20 protein-coding genes are annotated in these 18,401 nt (G+C 45.2%); 14 read left to right on the top strand and 6 right to left on the bottom strand.

Annotation, left to right across the window (positions count from 1 at the left end; all coding sequences use genetic code 11):
* Nucleotides 1–5 precede the first annotated feature (5 nt).
* The 5 genes from E0Z06_RS12055 (at nucleotide 6) to E0Z06_RS12035 (ending at nucleotide 4,942) form a co-directional block, all read left to right on the top strand.
* The gene (locus E0Z06_RS12055) at nucleotides 6–506 is read left to right on the top strand and encodes a PilX N-terminal domain-containing pilus assembly protein (RefSeq protein ID WP_132585013.1); all 501 of its coding nucleotides are present in this window, start codon (nucleotides 6–8) and stop codon (nucleotides 504–506) included.
* Entirely contained in the window at nucleotides 506–3,850 is a 3,345-nt protein-coding gene (locus E0Z06_RS12050; RefSeq protein ID WP_132585011.1) for a PilC/PilY family type IV pilus protein, read from the top strand. The genes E0Z06_RS12055 and E0Z06_RS12050 overlap by 1 nt, the downstream gene beginning before the upstream one ends.
* Nucleotides 3,843–4,256: a type IV pilin protein gene (locus tag E0Z06_RS12045; RefSeq protein ID WP_132585009.1), complete on the top strand. Its 414-nt coding sequence runs from the start codon at nucleotides 3,843–3,845 to the stop codon at nucleotides 4,254–4,256. Before E0Z06_RS12050 ends, E0Z06_RS12045 begins: the two co-directional genes overlap by 8 nt.
* 75 nt (nucleotides 4,257–4,331) lie before the next feature.
* Nucleotides 4,332–4,820, top strand: coding sequence for a hypothetical protein (locus E0Z06_RS12040; protein WP_132585007.1), 489 nt, complete (start codon nucleotides 4,332–4,334; stop codon nucleotides 4,818–4,820).
* 5 nt (nucleotides 4,821–4,825) lie between these two features.
* Entirely contained in the window at nucleotides 4,826–4,942 is a 117-nt protein-coding gene (locus tag E0Z06_RS12035) for a prepilin-type N-terminal cleavage/methylation domain-containing protein (protein ID WP_132585005.1), read from the top strand.
* On the opposite strand, the gene E0Z06_RS12030 is transcribed toward E0Z06_RS12035, so the two are convergent.
* Nucleotides 4,939–5,805 carry an IS66 family transposase gene (locus E0Z06_RS12030; RefSeq protein ID WP_347812428.1) on the bottom strand — a complete coding sequence of 289 codons (867 nt, stop codon included), beginning with the start codon at nucleotides 5,803–5,805 and terminating at the stop codon, nucleotides 4,939–4,941. The two genes, E0Z06_RS12035 and E0Z06_RS12030, sit on opposite strands and share 4 nt — an antisense overlap.
* A gap of 266 nt (nucleotides 5,806–6,071) precedes the next feature.
* Nucleotides 6,072–6,563: a GspH/FimT family protein gene (locus E0Z06_RS12025; protein ID WP_165907400.1), complete on the bottom strand. Its 492-nt coding sequence runs from the start codon at nucleotides 6,561–6,563 to the stop codon at nucleotides 6,072–6,074.
* Between the two features lie 202 nt (nucleotides 6,564–6,765).
* On the opposite strand from E0Z06_RS12025, the gene pilV reads away from it, so the two are divergent.
* From pilV to E0Z06_RS12000, 5 genes are read left to right on the top strand one after another with little or no spacing between them, the layout of a single operon-like run.
* On the top strand, nucleotides 6,766–7,257 hold the full coding sequence (gene pilV / locus E0Z06_RS12020) for a type IV pilus modification protein PilV (protein WP_132585003.1): 492 nt from the start codon (nucleotides 6,766–6,768) through the stop codon (nucleotides 7,255–7,257).
* 2 nt (nucleotides 7,258–7,259) lie between these two features.
* On the top strand, nucleotides 7,260–8,216 hold the full coding sequence (locus tag E0Z06_RS12015; protein WP_132585001.1) for a PilW family protein: 957 nt from the start codon (nucleotides 7,260–7,262) through the stop codon (nucleotides 8,214–8,216).
* Nucleotides 8,217–8,226: 10 nt separating this feature from the next.
* A complete protein-coding gene (locus E0Z06_RS12010) occupies nucleotides 8,227–8,598 on the top strand; it encodes a hypothetical protein (protein WP_132584999.1) in 372 nt (123 codons plus the stop codon).
* Between the two features lie 4 nt (nucleotides 8,599–8,602).
* On the top strand, nucleotides 8,603–9,670 hold the full coding sequence (locus E0Z06_RS12005) for a hypothetical protein (RefSeq protein WP_132584997.1): 1,068 nt from the start codon (nucleotides 8,603–8,605) through the stop codon (nucleotides 9,668–9,670).
* Nucleotides 9,671–10,078, top strand: coding sequence for a type IV pilin protein (locus E0Z06_RS12000; RefSeq protein ID WP_132584995.1), 408 nt, complete (start codon nucleotides 9,671–9,673; stop codon nucleotides 10,076–10,078).
* On the opposite strand, the gene E0Z06_RS11995 is transcribed toward E0Z06_RS12000, so the two are convergent.
* Entirely contained in the window at nucleotides 10,079–10,582 is a 504-nt protein-coding gene (locus E0Z06_RS11995; RefSeq protein WP_132584993.1) for a GspH/FimT family pseudopilin, read from the bottom strand. It abuts the gene before it with no gap.
* A gap of 105 nt (nucleotides 10,583–10,687) precedes the next feature.
* The gene (nadE, locus tag E0Z06_RS11990; protein ID WP_132584991.1) at nucleotides 10,688–11,515 is read right to left on the bottom strand and encodes an ammonia-dependent NAD(+) synthetase; all 828 of its coding nucleotides are present in this window, start codon (nucleotides 11,513–11,515) and stop codon (nucleotides 10,688–10,690) included.
* Nucleotides 11,516–11,663: 148 nt separating this feature from the next.
* Between nadE and glnB the strand changes: the two genes are divergently transcribed.
* Entirely contained in the window at nucleotides 11,664–12,002 is a 339-nt protein-coding gene (gene glnB / locus E0Z06_RS11985; protein ID WP_132584989.1) for a nitrogen regulatory protein P-II, read from the top strand.
* A gap of 25 nt (nucleotides 12,003–12,027) precedes the next feature.
* Here glnB and E0Z06_RS11980 read toward each other — a convergent pair whose 3' ends face one another.
* The gene (locus E0Z06_RS11980) at nucleotides 12,028–13,557 is read right to left on the bottom strand and encodes a cryptochrome/photolyase family protein (protein WP_132584987.1); all 1,530 of its coding nucleotides are present in this window, start codon (nucleotides 13,555–13,557) and stop codon (nucleotides 12,028–12,030) included.
* 128 nt (nucleotides 13,558–13,685) lie between these two features.
* On the opposite strand from E0Z06_RS11980, the gene E0Z06_RS11975 reads away from it, so the two are divergent.
* Nucleotides 13,686–14,255: a DUF2796 domain-containing protein gene (locus E0Z06_RS11975; RefSeq protein WP_132584985.1), complete on the top strand. Its 570-nt coding sequence runs from the start codon at nucleotides 13,686–13,688 to the stop codon at nucleotides 14,253–14,255.
* Between the two features lie 57 nt (nucleotides 14,256–14,312).
* On the opposite strand, the gene metJ is transcribed toward E0Z06_RS11975, so the two are convergent.
* Nucleotides 14,313–14,648: a met regulon transcriptional regulator MetJ gene (metJ, locus tag E0Z06_RS11970; RefSeq protein WP_132584983.1), complete on the bottom strand. Its 336-nt coding sequence runs from the start codon at nucleotides 14,646–14,648 to the stop codon at nucleotides 14,313–14,315.
* Between the two features lie 182 nt (nucleotides 14,649–14,830).
* On the opposite strand from metJ, the gene metB reads away from it, so the two are divergent.
* Nucleotides 14,831–16,018, top strand: a complete 1,188-nt coding sequence (gene metB / locus E0Z06_RS11965; RefSeq protein WP_132584981.1) for a cystathionine gamma-synthase — start codon at nucleotides 14,831–14,833, stop codon at nucleotides 16,016–16,018.
* Complete coding sequence (metL, locus tag E0Z06_RS11960) at nucleotides 16,008–18,398, top strand: bifunctional aspartate kinase/homoserine dehydrogenase II (RefSeq protein ID WP_132584979.1); 2,391 nt, start codon at nucleotides 16,008–16,010, stop codon at nucleotides 18,396–18,398. Before metB ends, metL begins: the two co-directional genes overlap by 11 nt.
* Nucleotides 18,399–18,401 lie beyond the last annotated feature (3 nt).

Here is an 18,401-nt window from a genome sequence, read left to right as displayed (position 1 = left end):
AGAAAATGACCCATTCAATTGCAAAGCATCGTGGAGTCGCACTGATAGTGGCACTGTTGTTATTGTTAGCTATTAGCACTTTAGCAATAACTTCAATGCGAAATGCGGGTGTGCAGGAAAAAATGACAGCTAACTTATACGACAAAGAGCTCTCACTACAAGCCGTAGAAGCCACTATATTTGCCGCCGAACGTTTGGTTGAAGCCAATGAGCTGGCAACGCCAAACTTACTGCCAGAGCGCATAATTACGGCTACAACTCCTGATTACTGGGTTGATCCTGCAACAGTATGGCAAGCCCGTGCCGCTGATTCAGCCGAGATGCCAGCAACCCAATTTATTATTGAACATTTAGGCTTGTATCAAAGTTCTGCCGGTTGCCGGGCTGTTTCAGCTAACCCGGCGGTAGACTGCGAAATGGAAGCCTTCAGAATAACAGCGCGTACAGCACCGGCCGTTGGCCGTGCTGTAGTCATGTTGCAAACCACTATAGGAGTACCGTTGTAATGAAAAGCCTGCTTTCTGGTAAATTCAGTTGTGTACTGCTGTGCTCCGCCCTGGGAATGGCAATAGGTGAAGCTGCCGCAAATACTATTAGTATTGCCGACAACCCGTTGCAAACTGCGACGGGCTTGCCACCGAATATTCTGTTTGTTATTGATGATTCCGGGTCTATGCGCTGGGGCTTTACCCCAGACAGCTTGGTAGGTGAGCTGGAGAAGTACTCATGGGATCCGAGATATTTTACTGAAGTCTGTAAAGGCGCAGGCAGTTATGCGGGAGCCAACAACACTTGTTATTATGATATGACCGGTAAGCGCTATCTGGCGTCATCTGCTCAGAATAAATCTTACTTTAATCCAAATGAAAAATATGATCGGCCGAGAAAAGCTGATGGCAGCGTTATGGATGAAGTAAGTTTTAAGGCAGCACCGATTAACGGTTATGATCCATCTAGCGGCACGATCAACCTGGAAACTAATTACCGCGCAATAATGGATGATTTTTATTATCAGGCCGCGTTTAATAATTCCTGGCGTACCGGTTTTACTATCAGCCCGAATGGCAAAGCCGGCCATGCGTTTTACTACACTTATAACTCAAGTTGTACTCATGGCATTTATGATGACAGGTGCTACGACTATAAAAAAGTGTCCGATACCGAGAAGCAAAAATTTGCTAACTGGTTTGCGTTTTATAGAACCCGTATTCAAACCTCTAAGTGGGCGATAGGTGAAGCCTTCGCGCATGAAAAATTAAAACCGGAGATGCGTGTTGGTTATGGTGCTCTGAACCATTCTGGTTTGGTTAAAACGGATGTTACTGAGTTCAGTGGTACCGGGCGCAGTGGATTTTATAATTCACTATATTCTCAAGGTGCTTCTGGCGGTACTCCTTTAAGAACGGCATTAGATGCTGCCGGTAAATATTTTCAGCAAAACAAGCCTTGGCGTGACAATCCGTCAGATGAAGATAGCAAGATCCGTACCTGCCGGCAAAGCTTTACTATATTAATGACCGATGGTTACTACAATGATGATTACAGCGGCGTAGATAACGCGGATAAAGATGATGGTCCGCTAATTCCGGGGCCCGGTACGGAAACTGGCCAGTATAAATCCAGCGATCCATTTAAAGATGAGTACAGTAACACGCTGGCCGATATTGCTATGCATTACTGGAAAAACGATTTATTACCTTTAGTGGATAATTTAGTTCCGGTAAATGATAAAGAATACAATCCGGCATTTTGGCAGAATATGACTACCTTTGGTGTGTCCTTGGGTATACCCACTGAACTCTATCCAAGTAATCCAGATGCGGCTTTTGATGCGATAAAAAATAAAACCGAGATTAAATGGCCTAATCCGGCCGCCCGTGACTCGGCAAAATTAGATGATTTACTGCATGCCGCGGTAAATAGCCGGGGCGGTTTCTTTAACGCCAGCGAAGCCGGGGAGTTTGCTGGCAAACTAGCCAAAGCTTTGCAGCAGATGAATTCGGGTACTGGCTCGGCATCTAACCTTGGGGGTGTAAGTACTAGCTCACAAACGGGCGCTAAGATATTTCAGGGCCGATACAAAGGGGATGACTGGTCAGGTGACTTATGGACTTACGATGCTGATAACGGCATGAAAATAGCCTGGAAAGCATCAGAAGGTATACCAAGTCACGACGTCCGTAATATAAAGTACTTTAAAGGCACTACACTTAGTGATTTTAAGGCGACAGAGGTCACCACAACAGAATTAGCACTGACGACAACTGCTGAAATCAATAATAAAGAAAAACTAGTTAATTATTTACGTGGAGATCAGTCGTCAGAGATTGGTAAAACTAATGGTGTGTTTCGTACACGCAGTTCGTTACTTGGTGATATTGCCCACTCAGCGCCTTTATACGTTGGTGCTGCTGAGCGTAAAAACTACCATCGTAACGGCTGGCCTGAGTCAGCCTCTTATTTAGCTCATATAGAAGCCAATAAAGCACGTAAAGGCGTAGTTTATGTTGGTACAAATGACGGTATGCTGCATGCTTTTAGCGATAATGCAAATTTAGGTGCCGGGGCAGGTAAAGAATTATTCGCCTATGTGCCTAAAGCTGTATTGCCAAGATTAAAGCATCTGGCCGATCCGGATTATCAGCATCAATATTATGTTGATGGTGTTCTAGCAGCGGGCGATGCCTATGTTGATATCGGTGGTACCGGTGCAAAATGGAAAACATTAGTGCTGGGCACACTGGGCCGTGGTGCAGCGGGTAGTACAAATAGTATCTTTGCTTTGGACGCCACGAATCCGGCGGAAATTACGCCATTATGGGAGGTATCACACCCTGAACTAGGTCAGAACACGGGGAAGGTGCTAATTGCCAGAGCTAATGATGGTAAGTGGATAGGTATTATTGGCTATGGCTATAACAACAGCACTAATAAAGGTGGCATTCTGGTATTTAATTTAGCCACTGGCGCAACGATTAAAAAAATTGCTTTGCCAACCTCTAGTGCTGCCCCTAATGGTTTTGCTCAGCTGGAAAGTTGGGACATGGACTTAGATGGCAATGTAGATTATGTCTATGCTGGCGATTATCAGGGTAATATCTGGAAGTTCGATATTAGCAAATCAAATACCAGCCAATGGGGACTAGCTAACAGCAACTCTCCTATATTCACTGCTAAAATAGGGACTGAACCCCAACCAATAACCTCTGGTATTTCTATTAGTCGTGAGCCTAGTACCGGTAAAACCTGGGTTATGTTTGGTACAGGCAGTTATTTATCGGTGACGGATAAAACCAGTACCAGTAAGCAGACCATTTATGGTTTTGTTGATGAAACCGGTGAAAATAACACCGCCATAACACTCACCCGAAGTAATTTAAAAGCCAGAACTTATCAGGAAAGCGGCGATTATCGTGCTCTGGAATCAAGTACTGCACTACAGAGTGCTGAAAAAGGCTGGTACATTGATTTGGGTGCCGGTGGTGAGCGCGTAGTGTTACCTCCTTTGATGATAGATAACGTGCTGGTTATCAACACGCTGAAACCTGATGATGATCCCTGTTTAGCCGGAGGTATAAGTTGGCGTATGGCGATAGACCCTTATAAAGGTGGGCGCTTAAAACGCAATTTCTTTAATACGGCTAATTTTTCTAACGGTGTGCCGACTAGCGGTGTAAAAACAGCAGCACCAACGGTTGGCTACACCGTAATTAAAACTGAGGACAAAGATGGCAAACCAATTTACACCGAAGTGTCTGGCCAGGGTGATGCATCAACACCACCAAGCCGACCAATAAATGTGGTTGCGCTGGGACGTCGCTTGACTTGGCGGGAGTTAACTAATGAATAAAAACAAACAAACAGGGTTTTCGCTGGTAGAAGTGATGATAGTCGTATTGATAATAGGAATTCTGGCATCTGTCGCTTTCCCGTCTTATCGTGACTATGTATTAACATCAAACCGCACTGCCGCCCAAGCGTGTTTAATGGAACTATCACAAGTTATGGAGCGCAGCTACACACAGAATATGCGCTACAATCCAAATGGTTTTGTACTGCCTAATTTGCAATGCCGCAACGATCTGGCTGCGCGTTACACTTTTGCGCTTGCGGCTGTTGCTGAGCGAACTTACAGGCTTAGTGCAGCGCCGACCTCGATACAAAGCGATGGCTGTGGCACTTTGCTGCTGACACATACCGGACAAAAGGGGGCGCAAGGCGGTTTTACTGCTGCGGATGTCGACCGTTGCTGGTAAAAAGCATTTAAATTTGATCTTTTGAAATAATGTTGTAACTTTAAGGTTAAATTGATTGGCCTTGGGCATACGGATATGCAGTTACAACATGGTTTCAGTCTGGTCGAAGCGCTGGTGAGTCTGCTGATTTTAAAACTGGGGTTGCTTGGCGTGTTGGCAGGCCAGACACTGGCGATAAAACAGGTGCAGGACGCTTTGCAACGCACTCAGGCTGTGGCACTGAGTAACAGTGTTGTGAGCGAATTGGCGGCGAACCGGGCGCTGCTGCCGCTGCTAAGTGAAGTTACCGCTTTTACCGAAGGTTCCAGACCGGCGGCTTGTTTACCACCCGCCAGCTGTTCTGCTGAATACATCAATGCCATTCAACTAAATCGTATATTGCTGCGTTTGCAGCATCCCTCCGGTGGCTTACACGACGCTGCAGTCTGTGTTACGCCACAGGGGGCGACAATACAGCTGACGATGGCCTGGCGGCGCCGGCTGGCGCAGCAGCCAGAACAAATAACCGGTTGTCGTAGAGGCGCTGACAGAGCCGGCCTGTTGATAACAGCCAACCGGGGGTAGGTCTGATGCGCAACACGGCAGGTTTTAGTCTGTCAGAACTGCTGATTGCCATGCTGTTGTCATTGATGATCAGTAAACGTAACAGCAACCACACCTTTTCGCGTGGTCGCTGGTTGATTTAGAACGGCAGTAACTTCCTGAGTTTCTCTTCTGTGTCAGCTAGTGGCAATTCGGTAAACAGTCTGGTCAGGTATTCGGACGGCTCGAGGCCGTTGATTTTGGCTGTTTCGACCAAACCGTAAAGTGTTGCACTGGCATTAGCTCCTGATGTGGTATTGGCAAACAACCAGGCTTTGCGGCCGATGACGAAGGGCTTTATGGCACGCTCGGCGCGGTTGTTGTCGATATTCAATCTGCCATCATCCAGATAGTGTATCAGCTTCGGCCATTGATTCAGGCTGTAGGTGATGGCCTTACCCAGCGGGCTTTCTGTTGGAATGGTGTCTTTGGATTTCTCCAGCCAATCCAACAGTTGTTGCAACAAGGGCTTGGCGACCTTCTGTCGCTCTCGGTATTTCACTTCAGCGCTCTGAGTTTTCAGGTTACTTTCCAGCGCATACAGCTTCTGGATATGATGGATGGCCCAGTCAGCTTTGCCGGTTTTGCCTTTACCATGGGCTTTTTGTGCTTCGACGAACTTACGCCTGGCGTGCGCCCAGCAACCGACTAAGGTCGCTTCCGTTTGCTCATAGCCGGCATAGCCATCCACCTGCAGATACCCGTTGTAACCATCAAGATAAGCTTTGGGATGTTTACCTCCACGACCATCCTGGTAATCAAACAGTACCAGCTTAGCCCCCGTTGATGACTCGAGGCCGCAGCCGTACACCCACATGTAGCAATTACTTTTCTCCACATCCAGCACGTTGACTGTTGTTTCATCGGCCCACAGCACCGGTTGCTCTAATAACGTGTTTTTCATCAACGCCTGCAGTGGTTCCAGTTTATCCGGAAAACAGGGTCGGAGTATGGTTATAAGTGTCACTTAGAGTTATCTGATAAACGTCAGGTAATTCGTGACTATCGCAATCAACCGAAAAATCAAAATGCCAATCTTGAACGTATGCTGCGCAACGAACAGGTTGCGGTAGAGCGGGGTGCCCGCCTTGCTATTACCCAGGTTTTTGAATGCGTCGAGCGAGATGGCGAATTTAGTAAAGCCGTAGCACGTGAGTTAGACCGTAATACTTTGCGATAACTTCGCAGCAAAAAAATGCCGGCTTGCCGGCATTTTTTACAGCTATTTGATGCTTATGGGCAATTCACACCTTGTTTACTCACCCTGGAGCGGCCAGATTGTAATAACGTCAGTTGTGCTGCTTTATCGGCTTTACCTGCCGGACAATACGACATCATGCCATTTGCACTGGCAGTGCCGTTAGCGGAAAAAGTCACACCTGCGATGGCAAAGTTGATGGTGTCATTAGCTGCTGAGGCCTCAGTAACCCGCAGCACGGTTTCGTTTGCATCTAGCTGACGATTATTGTTGGGGTCATTAAATACACTGATCGGGCCTTGCCAGTTATTGCCACAGGCGTTATTGGTTAATGGGCAAATGGTTACCGGTGACCTGGTTGAAGCAGCTTGAGAGCGAGCAAAAGCAAACATCCGAGATACTTCGGTTAGCCTCGCCTCTGCGCGCGAGTCTTCCAGAAAGTTATTCATAGCAGGTATGCCAACACCGGCCAAAATCGCCACTACTGCTACTACTACCATCAACTCTAACAAAGTAAAGCCTGACATTCGCCGCATCTACAACTCTCATTCTGATTTACCACAACACAAACAGCAGTGTAGCGGAGGCAGATGGCATATTCCTACATTAAATTAATTAACATAAACAATGCTTTACAGATCTCTGTAGAAAAATTCAGCTTTTAATTTGACCAATTGAAATATTGTTGTAACTTTATAGTTAACTTTAGTTAACCGTGAGCATAGGGATATGCGAATACAACATGGCTTTAGTCTGATTGAAGTTCTGATAACCTTATTAGTGTTAAAAGTAGGTTTATTGGGATTATTAGCTGCGCAAACACTAAGTTTGCGCCAGCTACAAGATGCGATACAGCGTACGCAAGCTGTAGCCATGAGTAACGCGCTGTTTAATGAAATCTGGGCTAATCCGCGTTTAGCAGATGCTATTGCACCACAAATCACCCTTCAGTTTGAACCCTTAACTACGCCTGTTTGTAGCCAAAATACCCCTTGTAATGCGCAGCAACTTGCCATCGTGCAGTTAAATAGTTGGTTTGAAACGCTGCAAGCGTTATCAAGCACATTGCATCAACCGGTGTTCTGTTTTCAGTCACAGGCTAATACTGCGCAGCTTCAGGTAAGTTGGCAGCAACGCTCAGCGAATAGTGCGCCTCAGTTAGCGTCCTGTGATGCTAGTGCCGGGCGTGGTGCATTTGCTGTGCAAGGTGGAGCTTGGTAGCAGTGTGGCGCAAAAGTGGTTTCACCCTGACAGAGCTACTTATTGCTATGTTATTAGGCGTGTTTTTGCTGGGTATGGTAATAACCGCATTTAGTACTGTTAGTCGTTCAACTCGTCAGGCTCAGCAATTGGCCGAGCTGCAGCAAAACGCACAGTTGTTAATGACATTACTACAAAATGAGCTTACCAATACCGGATTTTGGGGTGGTAGAAGCATGCCTGAGCAAGCCACGTTATTTGCATTGCCAGCTATACCGAGCAACGACTGTGCTGAATCTATTATAGATAGCGGCAGTTTCCCGCAGTTAGCAAAGAGTTTTGTTACCTTATACGCGAAAACGATCACGAGTAATCAGCAACAACTAAATTGTGTTAATAACCCACTACCGCAAACTGAATTGTTACAGGTGAAGCGTTTAATTGGTTTGAATACACCCGTGAGTGAGATGCGACAAAATCGCTTTTATCTAGAAACAAATTGGCAACATGCGCGCTTTGTTGATAGTGACAGCCCTGCATTGCATCAGAGCTACAGCTATTACCCTTATCAGCATGTGGTGTTTTACCTAGCGCAGCAGCAGGTTAACGGGGAAAATATACCGGTATTAATGCGTAAACGCTTAAGTAGAAATCAAGCAGGACAAGCGGTGATGAGCACGGACTCAATACTTGACGGTGTTGAACGTATGCACTTTGAATTTGGTGTCGATAGCACTTTTGACGGTGAGTTAAACTATTACCAAGCGACCAACCAAGTACCTGCAGAGCTATGGCAGCAACAAAGTGGCAGAATCGTTAGTCTTAGATACTATTTATTATTACGCGCTAAACAGGCTGACTCACATTACACCAACCAGCAGGTATACGTTATGGGGCAACAACAGTTTGTTGCTCCGAGCGATAATTATCGGCGCTTGTTGGTTAGTAGCAGTATTTATTTTCATAATACGGCGTTATAGGAGCACTGATATGGCTGCGGTTAAGGGAATAGTATTAGTGATGGCATTGATATTTTTATTAGTGATGACTTTGTTGGTTTCTGCCATGCTATTAGTTAGTCAATTAAGCCATAAAGCCGCATTTTCTGGGCAACAGCAGCTGCAGTTATCCCATCAAGCGTTGCAACAACATATGCAGCAGATCCCGCAATTGGCCGATGCTGCTATTGCACCAAATGAGTTATTAACCACTTGTCCGGCAGAGTATGCAGCGTGGTCGGTTGGTAGTTTAACCTGTGAGGTATTGCAGTTAGATACTGACGTTTATTCTGACAATCGTTATTTTTATGCCAGTTATAGCAGCGTAGTTCTAAGAAAAACTGTGGTAGAAAACGAGGAGTAAGATCATGCAACCTTGGTTTTATCTCAATTTGCTTTTGCTTAGTGGTGCGGGTTTTTGTTGCGATTTAAATAGCCCTGTACCAATTGAAGTAAATATTCCTACTGTGCAAGATGTGCATACACCGCGCAAGGTGCTGTTAAGTAATAATGTGCAACTACAAGTGCCGCAAGCTGATGGCGTGCTAAAAATGCATAGCGCTGACACATTAGCGTTGTTAGATGAAGTTAGTAGCTGGCCGACATTAACGAGCAGTATTGGTCGTATTCAGGCGCAGCCAATAGCGATTGATCTTAATTATGACGGTTTAGCTGATGCGGTATATAGCATTGATATTACTGGGCTACTTTGGTTTGTTCCGCTCTCAGCGCAGGGGTTTGCATCGCCGGTGTTAGTTGCCGATTTTAGTCAAACTCACGCGATCTTTAACCAGCCACTGCAACTCGCACAAATAACGACACCGGATAGTAATGGTGTAATGCGCCGACAAATTATGTTGTTGGTTATTGCAAGAACTTCAGCTGGTGATATTTTGATTGCCGTTAAACATCAAGCTGGGCAAATAACGCCATGGCAGCTTACAGATCTTAGTGATCGCACAAACCTTACTGCTGATGAGCCGCTATATGGCATTGATGAGCTACTTTGGTCACAAATACAACAAGGCGGAGGTTGGTTTATGAGGCTTAATCAACGCATTACGGCAACACCACAAGTGTATGCGGGGGTGGTGTATTTAACCAGTGCACCTGCAGCGGTTGTTAATACTGATTGTTCAATTGCGCCGGGCGCTAACTTGGCGTTGCATGCGGTGCACTTACACCATGCCGGCTTAATTTATGCTAACCGCAGCTGGCTACTTAATACTACTGATGCCGGTAAGCTGGTGTTGAAAAAGAATCAGCAAGGTGAGTTAGCACTAAGTTTACAAAATGCACAACTAAGCCAAACGCTTCTGACCGAGCTGTTGGCCATTAATGCCGACTGTGCGGATTGTGTCGATGAATTATCACAAACGGAATTTCCGCAATTGATAAGGCTTGCGACCTTTCAAACTGAGCATGGTGCACATTAAATGCAGCTGCTACGCACTAGAGGTTTTAGTTTAATAGAATTGCTAATTGCGCTGGCTATTATTGGTATATTGGCGGCAATTTGTTATCCAAGTTATCAGCATTACGTACTGAGAAGTTATCGTTCAGATGCTATTACCCAATTATTACAACTGGCCAACGCACAAGAGCAGTATTTAGCAGATTACGGTAGTTATTCTAACGACTTGATTATACTAGGGCTGAATGCGCAGGGTGGTTCATCGCGTTATCAGTTTAACGTTACGATAGATAACACAGAACCGCTTTATGAAATTAGCGCAGAAGCTATCGGCGCTCAGCGTGCTGATAGTGACTGCTTACTGTTTACATTAAATCAAGCTGGGCAGCGCAATGTAAATAACCTATCAAGTTTACCGTGCTGGGAATAATTAATTAGGACAAGGCGTACTAAGTTTACTCAGACGATTTCGCCCAGCTTGGTTTACAGTAAGTGTATAGTGCCAGGTTGCATCATCTTTACCGCAGTAAATAAAAGTGCCATTGTCAAAGCCATTTAAGCTGCCATCACGACGAAAAGTTATCGCATCACGGTTAAAAGTTAACTTATGTGCGACATACACTTGGGGTAATTCGCGAAGTAGTAAGCTGGTGTTATTGGGATATTGCAGTGCCAATTGTACAGGTGTGCTTTGCCATTGATTAACACATTGTCCAGCTTGCAGCGGGCAAACTTGCACCGGTAAATTGCTGCTAGTGGCGGCAACTCGGGCATAGGCCAAATGTTGGCTAAATTGTCGAACATAAGCGCTAGCGCGCTGCTGATCTATAAATTCCAACATATTAGGTAGCGCAGTACCAGCAAAAATAATTAAAATGGCAAGCGTAACCATGAGTTCGGGCAAGCTAAAGCCTGCAGATATGCGTGGCGACATACTATGCTTCCTGCAATGTTGAACTTATAGGAAGCATAGCGTTTATTGCTAACATGTAAAATATTTGCTTTTAATTTGTGTGTTTCTTAGCTAGTGCAGAGGCAACTAATTATAAATTGTAGGAATAGCTTGGCGTTTATGTTGAGATTTTAAGTAAATGCTAATCAGTTTTTCACTAACGCTAGCCGCTACGGGTTTACCTTCTAAAAAATCGTCTATTTGCTCATAACTAAGGCCAAGTGCTGACTCGTCAGTTTTTAGTGGTGCCAAACATTCTAAATCTGCGGTGGGTACTTTAGTCGTCAGTATATCTGCGGCGCCAAGGGTTTTAGCTAATAATCTTACTTGGCGCTTATTTAAACCAAATAGGGGGGCAAGGTCGCAAGCACCATCGCCCCATTTAGTATAAAAGCCGGTAATGTTTTCTGCCGAATGATCGGTGCCTAGCACTAAACCGCCGGTTAGTGCGGCAATATGATATTGCACAATCATCCGCGTACGGGCTTTTACATTACCTTTAGCAAAATCGGTTTGTGCTGCAGTAGTATTGGTTAGGTCTAGAGCCGCCATTGCGTTCCAGGTTGCGTCGTGTATGCCGTCGGCGCCCGGTTGTACGTTTACTGATAGTGCTTTACTGGGTTGAATAAAGTCTACTGCCAGTTGTGCATCAGCTTCATCTTGTTGTGTCGCGTAGGGTAGGCGCACGGCAATAAACTGATAACCGCTGTTGGTTTGGTTTAATTCGTTAATAGCTAACTGCGCTAAGCGACCGCAAACTGTTGAATCAACACCGCCACTAATGCCTAGCACTAAGGTTTTCATGCCTGAGTTTACCAGCCGGGTTTTAATAAAATCGACTCGACGTCGGATCTCAAATACCGGGTCTATTTGCGGTAACACCCGCATTTCGGCAATTATTTGTGCTGCATTCATCGCAATTGGACCTCTGCTAAAAAATCAGTCTATCTTATCGTGTTTTGTTGTCGTTGCAGTAACTCATTCTTACTGATTAACTGCTGAACCGCACTCGGGCTTGTATTATACTGGCTGTAACCTAAGTGTGAAATAGACGGATATGGCGATGAAAAAAATTGAAGCGATTATTAAACCATTCAAGTTAGACGATGTACGTGAAGCCTTAGCCGATATTAATATTACTGGGATGACGGTAACCGAGGTAAAAGGTTTTGGTCGGCAAAAAGGCCACACTGAGCTCTATCGTGGCGCCGAGTATATGGTCGACTTTTTGCCTAAAGTGAAGTTAGAAATTGTCGTACCAGATGAGCAAGTAGAGCGGTGTATAGAAGCTATTATGAAAACCGCACAAACTGGTCGCATCGGCGATGGAAAGATTTTTGTCTTTGAAGTTGAACGAGTCATTCGTATTCGTACGGGTGAAGAAGATGAGGATGCTATCTAAATTATTAAGGTGTTTTTCGCCTTTTTCATAATTGCTCCAAACGCAGCAGCGTTAGTTCGGCTTTGGCTAAAATAGCGGCTTTATCTTCATCGTTACGCCGCTGCCAATTAGCATAGGTTAGGGCCATGCGTGGGTTTGTCGCTAAGCTCTCGCGATTACGATGTAAAAAGTGCCAATACAGTGCATTAAGCGGGCAGGCGTCATCACTGGTAGTTTGCTTTACTTTGTAGGCGCAATTTTTACAGTAGTTGCTCATTTTATTAATGTAGGCGCCACTAGCGGCGTAGGGTTTGGACGCTAACACACCACCATCCGCAAATAATGCCATACCAAGCGTATTAGGCAGCTCAACCCATTCATAGGCGTCGGCATACACGGCAAGATACCAGTCAGTAACTTGTTTCACCGATAACCCAGCCAATAGTGCAAAGTTGCCGGTGATCATTAAACGTTGGATATGGTGCGAGTAAGCGTGCTCAATAGTGCTACTAATTGCTTGCTGCATACAACGCATCTGGGTTTTGCCGTGCCAGTAAAATTTAGGTAAATTACGCTGTGCATTTAACTGATTATGCTCTGCATAGTTTGGCATTAGTAACCAATACAACCCTCTAACATACTCGCGCCAGCCAATTAGCTGCCTAATAAAACCCTCTGCGGCATTAAGCGGTACATCGCCGTTATGATAGGCTGCGACGACCTTATTGCACATCCAGCGTACATCTAACAAGCCGCAATTTAGATAAACTGAGCAAATACTATGGAACAAAAAAGGTTTATCGAGCAGCATGGCGTCTTGATAATCGCCAAACTGTGGTAATTGCTGTGCGACAAAATGTAAAAATGCTTGCCTTGCATCTTTGCCGGTAACGGCGTAACTAAAATTATCTACTGAACCCATATGATCAGCAAACTGTTGCTGTACTAAACGTTTAACCGTGTCGGTTATGTCATCACAAGAAAATTGCAGCGGCATAATGGGCGTAGTGTTACTGGGGCAGGCTTTCCGGTTTTCTGCATCATAGTTCCACTTGCCACCTAACGGCTGACCGTTTTCCATCAGTAACCCGGTATGGCGGCGCATATCGCGGTAAAAATACTCCATGCGTAGTTGTTTTTTACCCTCTGTCCAGTGCGAAAACTGTGCTAAAGAACAAATAAACCGGTCATCATCTAGTTGTGTTACCGGTATAGCGAACTTTTGCGGCCAACTATTTATGGTTTGTTGTAGCCGATATTCACCGCATTGCGTGATCACAATTTCTTGTATGCCGCAGTGTTGTTGCAGCGCATAAGCTACTGCGTCCGTCATGCTGCGTATGCTGGCGCTCTTGTTGTATTCTAGGTAGCACACTTGCTTACCTTGCTGTTGCAATGTCGCAGCAAAATGACGCATAGCGCTAAAAATTAATATAATTTTGTGCTTATGGTGTTTAACGTAGCTGGCTTCTTCGGCCACCTCTGCCAGCAGTATTATGTCGTCAGGACCAATTTTTTGCAGGCTAGCTAAAGCAGGGCTTAATTGATCACCTAATACCACAACAAGCTTTGCCATAATTGTTACCTAGTTTAAATATTATGGGCATTACGGTTTGTGCTTGTGCATCGATCATAAGCTAGCGAAGACAATAAATTATGTGTTATGTTGTCACATAATTATTGGCTTATATTAGGCTCGATGCCATGAAGTTTTCATTATTATCTAGTTTGTTTTTTGCTTGTAATCTAATGTTATCAGGCACTGTTGTAGCACAGGAGTTTGCCCAATCTACAAATGAGCATGCTGCTCATGAACACGAAGATATCACCTCTCTTGGGTCTCACGTGCATGGCCATGGCATACTAACTATAGTGTTAGAGGGTAATGAAATGCAGTTGGCGTTTCAGGCAGCGGCGCAAAGTGTTGTTGGCTTTGAACATAAACCAGTGACGGCAGAACAACAGCAAGAAATAACCGCAGCTATTGTGGTGTTTAACCAAGCTGCTTGGTTTAGCTTTAATGTCGATTCTAATTGTGAGTTGGCGCAGGCTGAAGCGAGTACTGATTTAACCCAGCTTCATACCAAACAAGGGCATGCGGATTTTTATGCTAACTATGCGTTGTTATGCCAACGGCCTGCGAAGTTAAATGAGTTACAGCTGCATATTTTCAACTTAATTCCGACGCTAGAAAATATTGAGGTGCAGTGGGTTATAAATGGCCAACAAGGCGCGACTAATGCTACATTTGGTAATAGTACAATAAAATTTTAGTCATAGAAAAACCGCCAGTTGGCGGTTTTTTTGTTGCACGTTAAACGGATAATCAGTTTATTCTTCGTCGTTATCTGCTTCAATAATTACTGGAATTGCTTTACCCATGCTAGTCAGGATCTGGCGCACTTCTGCGGGGATCTGATGAGGGTTGTCTTTACGTAAATCTTCATCTGCAGGCAGCGGCTGTCCAGTAAAGGCATGTAAAAACGCTTCGCATAATAATTCACTATTAGTTGCATGCCTTAAATTGTTAACTTGACGGCGTGTACGCTCATCCGTTAGCACTTTTAATACGTTCAGCGGAATAGACACAGTAATTTTTTTTACGAGTTCTGATTTTTTACCGTGTTCCGCGTACGGGTGAACATATTCCCCATTCCACTTAGCCATATTGTTACCTTGTAATTAAGTCATTATGTTTTGTTGCTCGCGCAAGTGCGGAAATTCTATCGTGTTATGGCAACTAGTCAAATAGCGTGCAATAAATAATAATTTAGACGTCTAAATGCTTTGACATCTAAATATCTAAATGTATACTTTTAGACGTCTAAACATCTAGAAGAGATTTGATTATGTCAACGGGTCATGCTGCAACTATTGCAGCTCAGGCTGGCATTGCAAAGGATACTGCATTTTCTGCGGTGATCCCGCCATTGTACTTAAGTACAACCTACAAGCTAGGCGCGTTTCAACAGCCTGAGCAATACGATTATTCGCGGTCAAATAACCCAACCCGCGATCTATTGGCAACAACGTTGGCTGACTTAGAAGGCGGTAGCAAAGCCATTGTTACTAGCAGCGGTATGGCCGCGTGCTTATTAGCACTGCAGTTATTAACACCTGACGATACCTTAGTAATACCCCATGATTGTTATGGTGGTAGTTACCGGCTATTTACTAATTTAGCTGCCAAAAAACATGCGTTTAAGTTATTAATTATTAATTTTCAGCAAGCGGGCTGGCAAGCGCACGTTAGCGCTGTGCAACCAAAGATGATCTGGTTAGAAACACCGTCTAATCCGTTACTACAAATTACCGATATTCGCGCAGTTTGCACATTGGCAAAAACGTTAGACGCATTAGTGGTTGTTGACAACACCTTCTTATCGCCAATATTACAGCAGCCTTTGGCTCTTGGCGCCGATCTTGTTGTGCATTCAACCACCAAATATATTAATGGCCACAGCGATGTAATTGGTGGTGTATTGATATGCAAAGCACCAGAGCTAGGCGACGAGTTAAAATGGTGGGCTAACTGTTTAGGCATTACTGGTGCGCCCTTTGATTGTTATCTGACGTTACGTGGTTTGCGTACACTGCCGCTGCGTATTGCGTTACAGCAAGATAATGCCGCACGCGTTGTTGATTTTCTTCTGCAACAGCCTTTGGTTGCTAAGGTGTATTACCCCGGCTTGCCTGACCATCCTGGGCATAGTGTTGCCGCTAATCAGCAGACTAGTTTTGGTGCGATGTGTAGCTTCGATTTAGCATGTGACGTTAGCCAATTACCGGTGTTTTTCTCTGCATTGCGTATTTTTACCCTCGCGCAATCATTAGGTGGTATTGAAAGCTTGATTTGCCACCCGGGTTCAATGACACAAGCGTCGATGAATGCCCAAGCACAAACTGAAGCAGGCATTGGGCCAGCTTTACTGCGCCTATCATTAGGCATAGAAAATATCGATGATTTGCTAGCCGATTTGCAACAGGCATTAGCGGCACTTGCGCTGGCTGTTGGAGACACACGTTATGCAGGCTAAATCAAATCCAACCTTGAGTTCCGGGTTAACGCAGGTACATAAATTTGGTGGTTCTAGTTTAGCTACAGCCTCACGAGTTATTGCCGTAGCCGATATTGTTGCGACACAAGATAGTCGCCAAGCATTATGGCTAGTGGTGTCAGCTCCTGGCGATACCACCGACTTATTACTGCATATTATTGCGTTAGCTGATGACATAGCTAAGCGTGATCAAGCCGTATCGACGTTGTATCAGCAATTGGCATTGCTCATTAATGAAACCTTACCGGCTATCGCAGCACAACAGCTTATTGTGCTGCTACAACACTATTTAGCCGCAATACCGGAGGCCTTAGCACAGCAGAGACATAACGATGTGCTGGCCATAGGCGAGTTAGTATCCGCGCAGTTATTAGCTGAACTATTACGTCAACGCGGTTTATCGGCTGCGGCAATAGATGCCCGCGATTTTTTGCGGTTAAAGCAGCATCAGCCTGATTGGCTGCACAGCACTGAGTTATTACGCAGCCATATTCAGAACGTCGTTATTCATGTGGTCACCGGTTATATCGCCCGTGATGAACAGGGTACGAGTATTACGTTAGGGCGAAATGGCAGCGATTACAGCGCCTCTTTATTGGCTGCTTTACTGCAAGCCTCCAGTGTAACTATTTGGACTGATGTTAAAGCCATTTACAGCGCCGACCCGCGTAAGGTGCACAATGCCATTCCTTATCAGCAAGTAAGTTGGTCACAGGCGTGCCAGCTAGCACAGTTAGGTAACCCCGTATTGCATGCACGCACGTTGTCACCACTTACTAACGGTAATACGGAGCTTATTGTTCGCAGCAGTTTTGAGCCCCAACTTGCTGGTTGCAAAGTAACGCAGCGCGCAGCGCAGCAACAAGGTTTTATTACTGAATTACAAAATGTCAGTTTACTGACGTTGCATCAAGCTAATCGTAGTAGCGCGGCCGAACTGTCCCTGCAATTACAGCAACCGGTAATTGCTCTGCCGCAGTTAGGTGAAAATATAAGTTGGCTATTACCAACTGGCGCAACCGAAAGCGCATTAGCGTACTTAAATAAGCAAAATATTAGCGCAGTACGCGATACCCAAGAATACTATGCCTTGGCGTTTTTAAAGCCTAATACCAGTGCACAAGTATCGGCAGTGGCTGAGGCCTTTATTCAAGCGCAGGGTGTGTTGCATCGCTATGAAAACGAGCAGCAAGTAATTTGGTTATTTGCCGCCGCTATTGCTAACTACACCTTAGAAGCAATACATCAACAACTGCTGAAAGTTAAACCCGGGCTTAAAATTATTGTCGCTGGTAGCGGTAATGTCGGTACGGAGTTTCTATCAATGTTAGCCGCTCAGCAGCAACGCTTAGCAGCAGAAATACAGCTTGAACTCGTTGGCGTGCTTAATTCGCGCCACGCTTTGCTGCAACCTCATTTAGATGCGACAAATTGGCAAGATGCACTAGCGGGGGCTGATACGTGGAATGCGTCGGGGTTACTCGTTTATTTGCAAGAACTTAGCGGCGCCAAGGTGCTAATTGATATTACGCCTAGCCGCGAGTTTACCGCGTTGTATCCGGCAATTATTGCTGCTGGTTGTGACATTATTAGCGCGAATAAACAAGGCGTAACCTTACCTAGCGCTGAGTATGCCGTTATTAAGCAGACACTGGTGCAGCATCAACGGCAATGGCTAACTAATACCACTTGCGGTGCAGGTATTCCGATACAGCGTACTTTACAAGAGTTGCGCAGTGCCGGTGATAGCATTATTGAAGTTAGCGGAATTTTCTCTGGCACCTTATCTTGGTTGCTGTGCATGTTTGATGGCAAAACTGCGTTTTCTGATTACGTAGAACAAGCACAACAAGCCGGGCTAACGGAACCCAACCCACTAGATGATTTATCCGGTACTGACGTGCAACGCAAACTATTAGTGCTAGCCCGCGAGCTAGATGTTGCGCTTGAGCTTGACGACATCGCGTTAGCACCCTTGTTACCACTCGATCTGAGTATTAATAATTGGCCAGAGTTTTTGGCTAACCGAGCGCAGCTTGATCGGCGGATGGCAACGCTATATGAGCAAGCCGCAATTGCAGGCAAGGTATTGCGTTACGTAGGTAGCTTGTCGCTAGCAGAGGGTAAAGCAACGGCCAGTGTTTCACTGCAGCAGTTTAGCGCTACACATCCACTTGCGGCTATTGCGCCTTGCGATAACGTATTTGTTATTCGCTCTGCATGGTATGCCGACAATCCGCTGGTATTAAAAGGCCCAGGAGCTGGGCGTGTGGTAACTGCAGGTGGCTTACATGCCGACTTAGCAGTTCTGGTAAAACAATTAGTCGCTAAGGCGGCTCAGCCGGTTTTACTGGCGTAACGC

The sequence above is a fragment of the Rheinheimera sp. D18 genome, assembly GCF_004345025.1.
Classification (GTDB): domain Bacteria; phylum Pseudomonadota; class Gammaproteobacteria; order Enterobacterales; family Alteromonadaceae; genus Alishewanella; species Alishewanella metallidurans.
The sequence above is the reverse complement of the archived record's forward strand: the minus strand, read 5'-3'. Positions and strand labels throughout refer to the sequence as shown.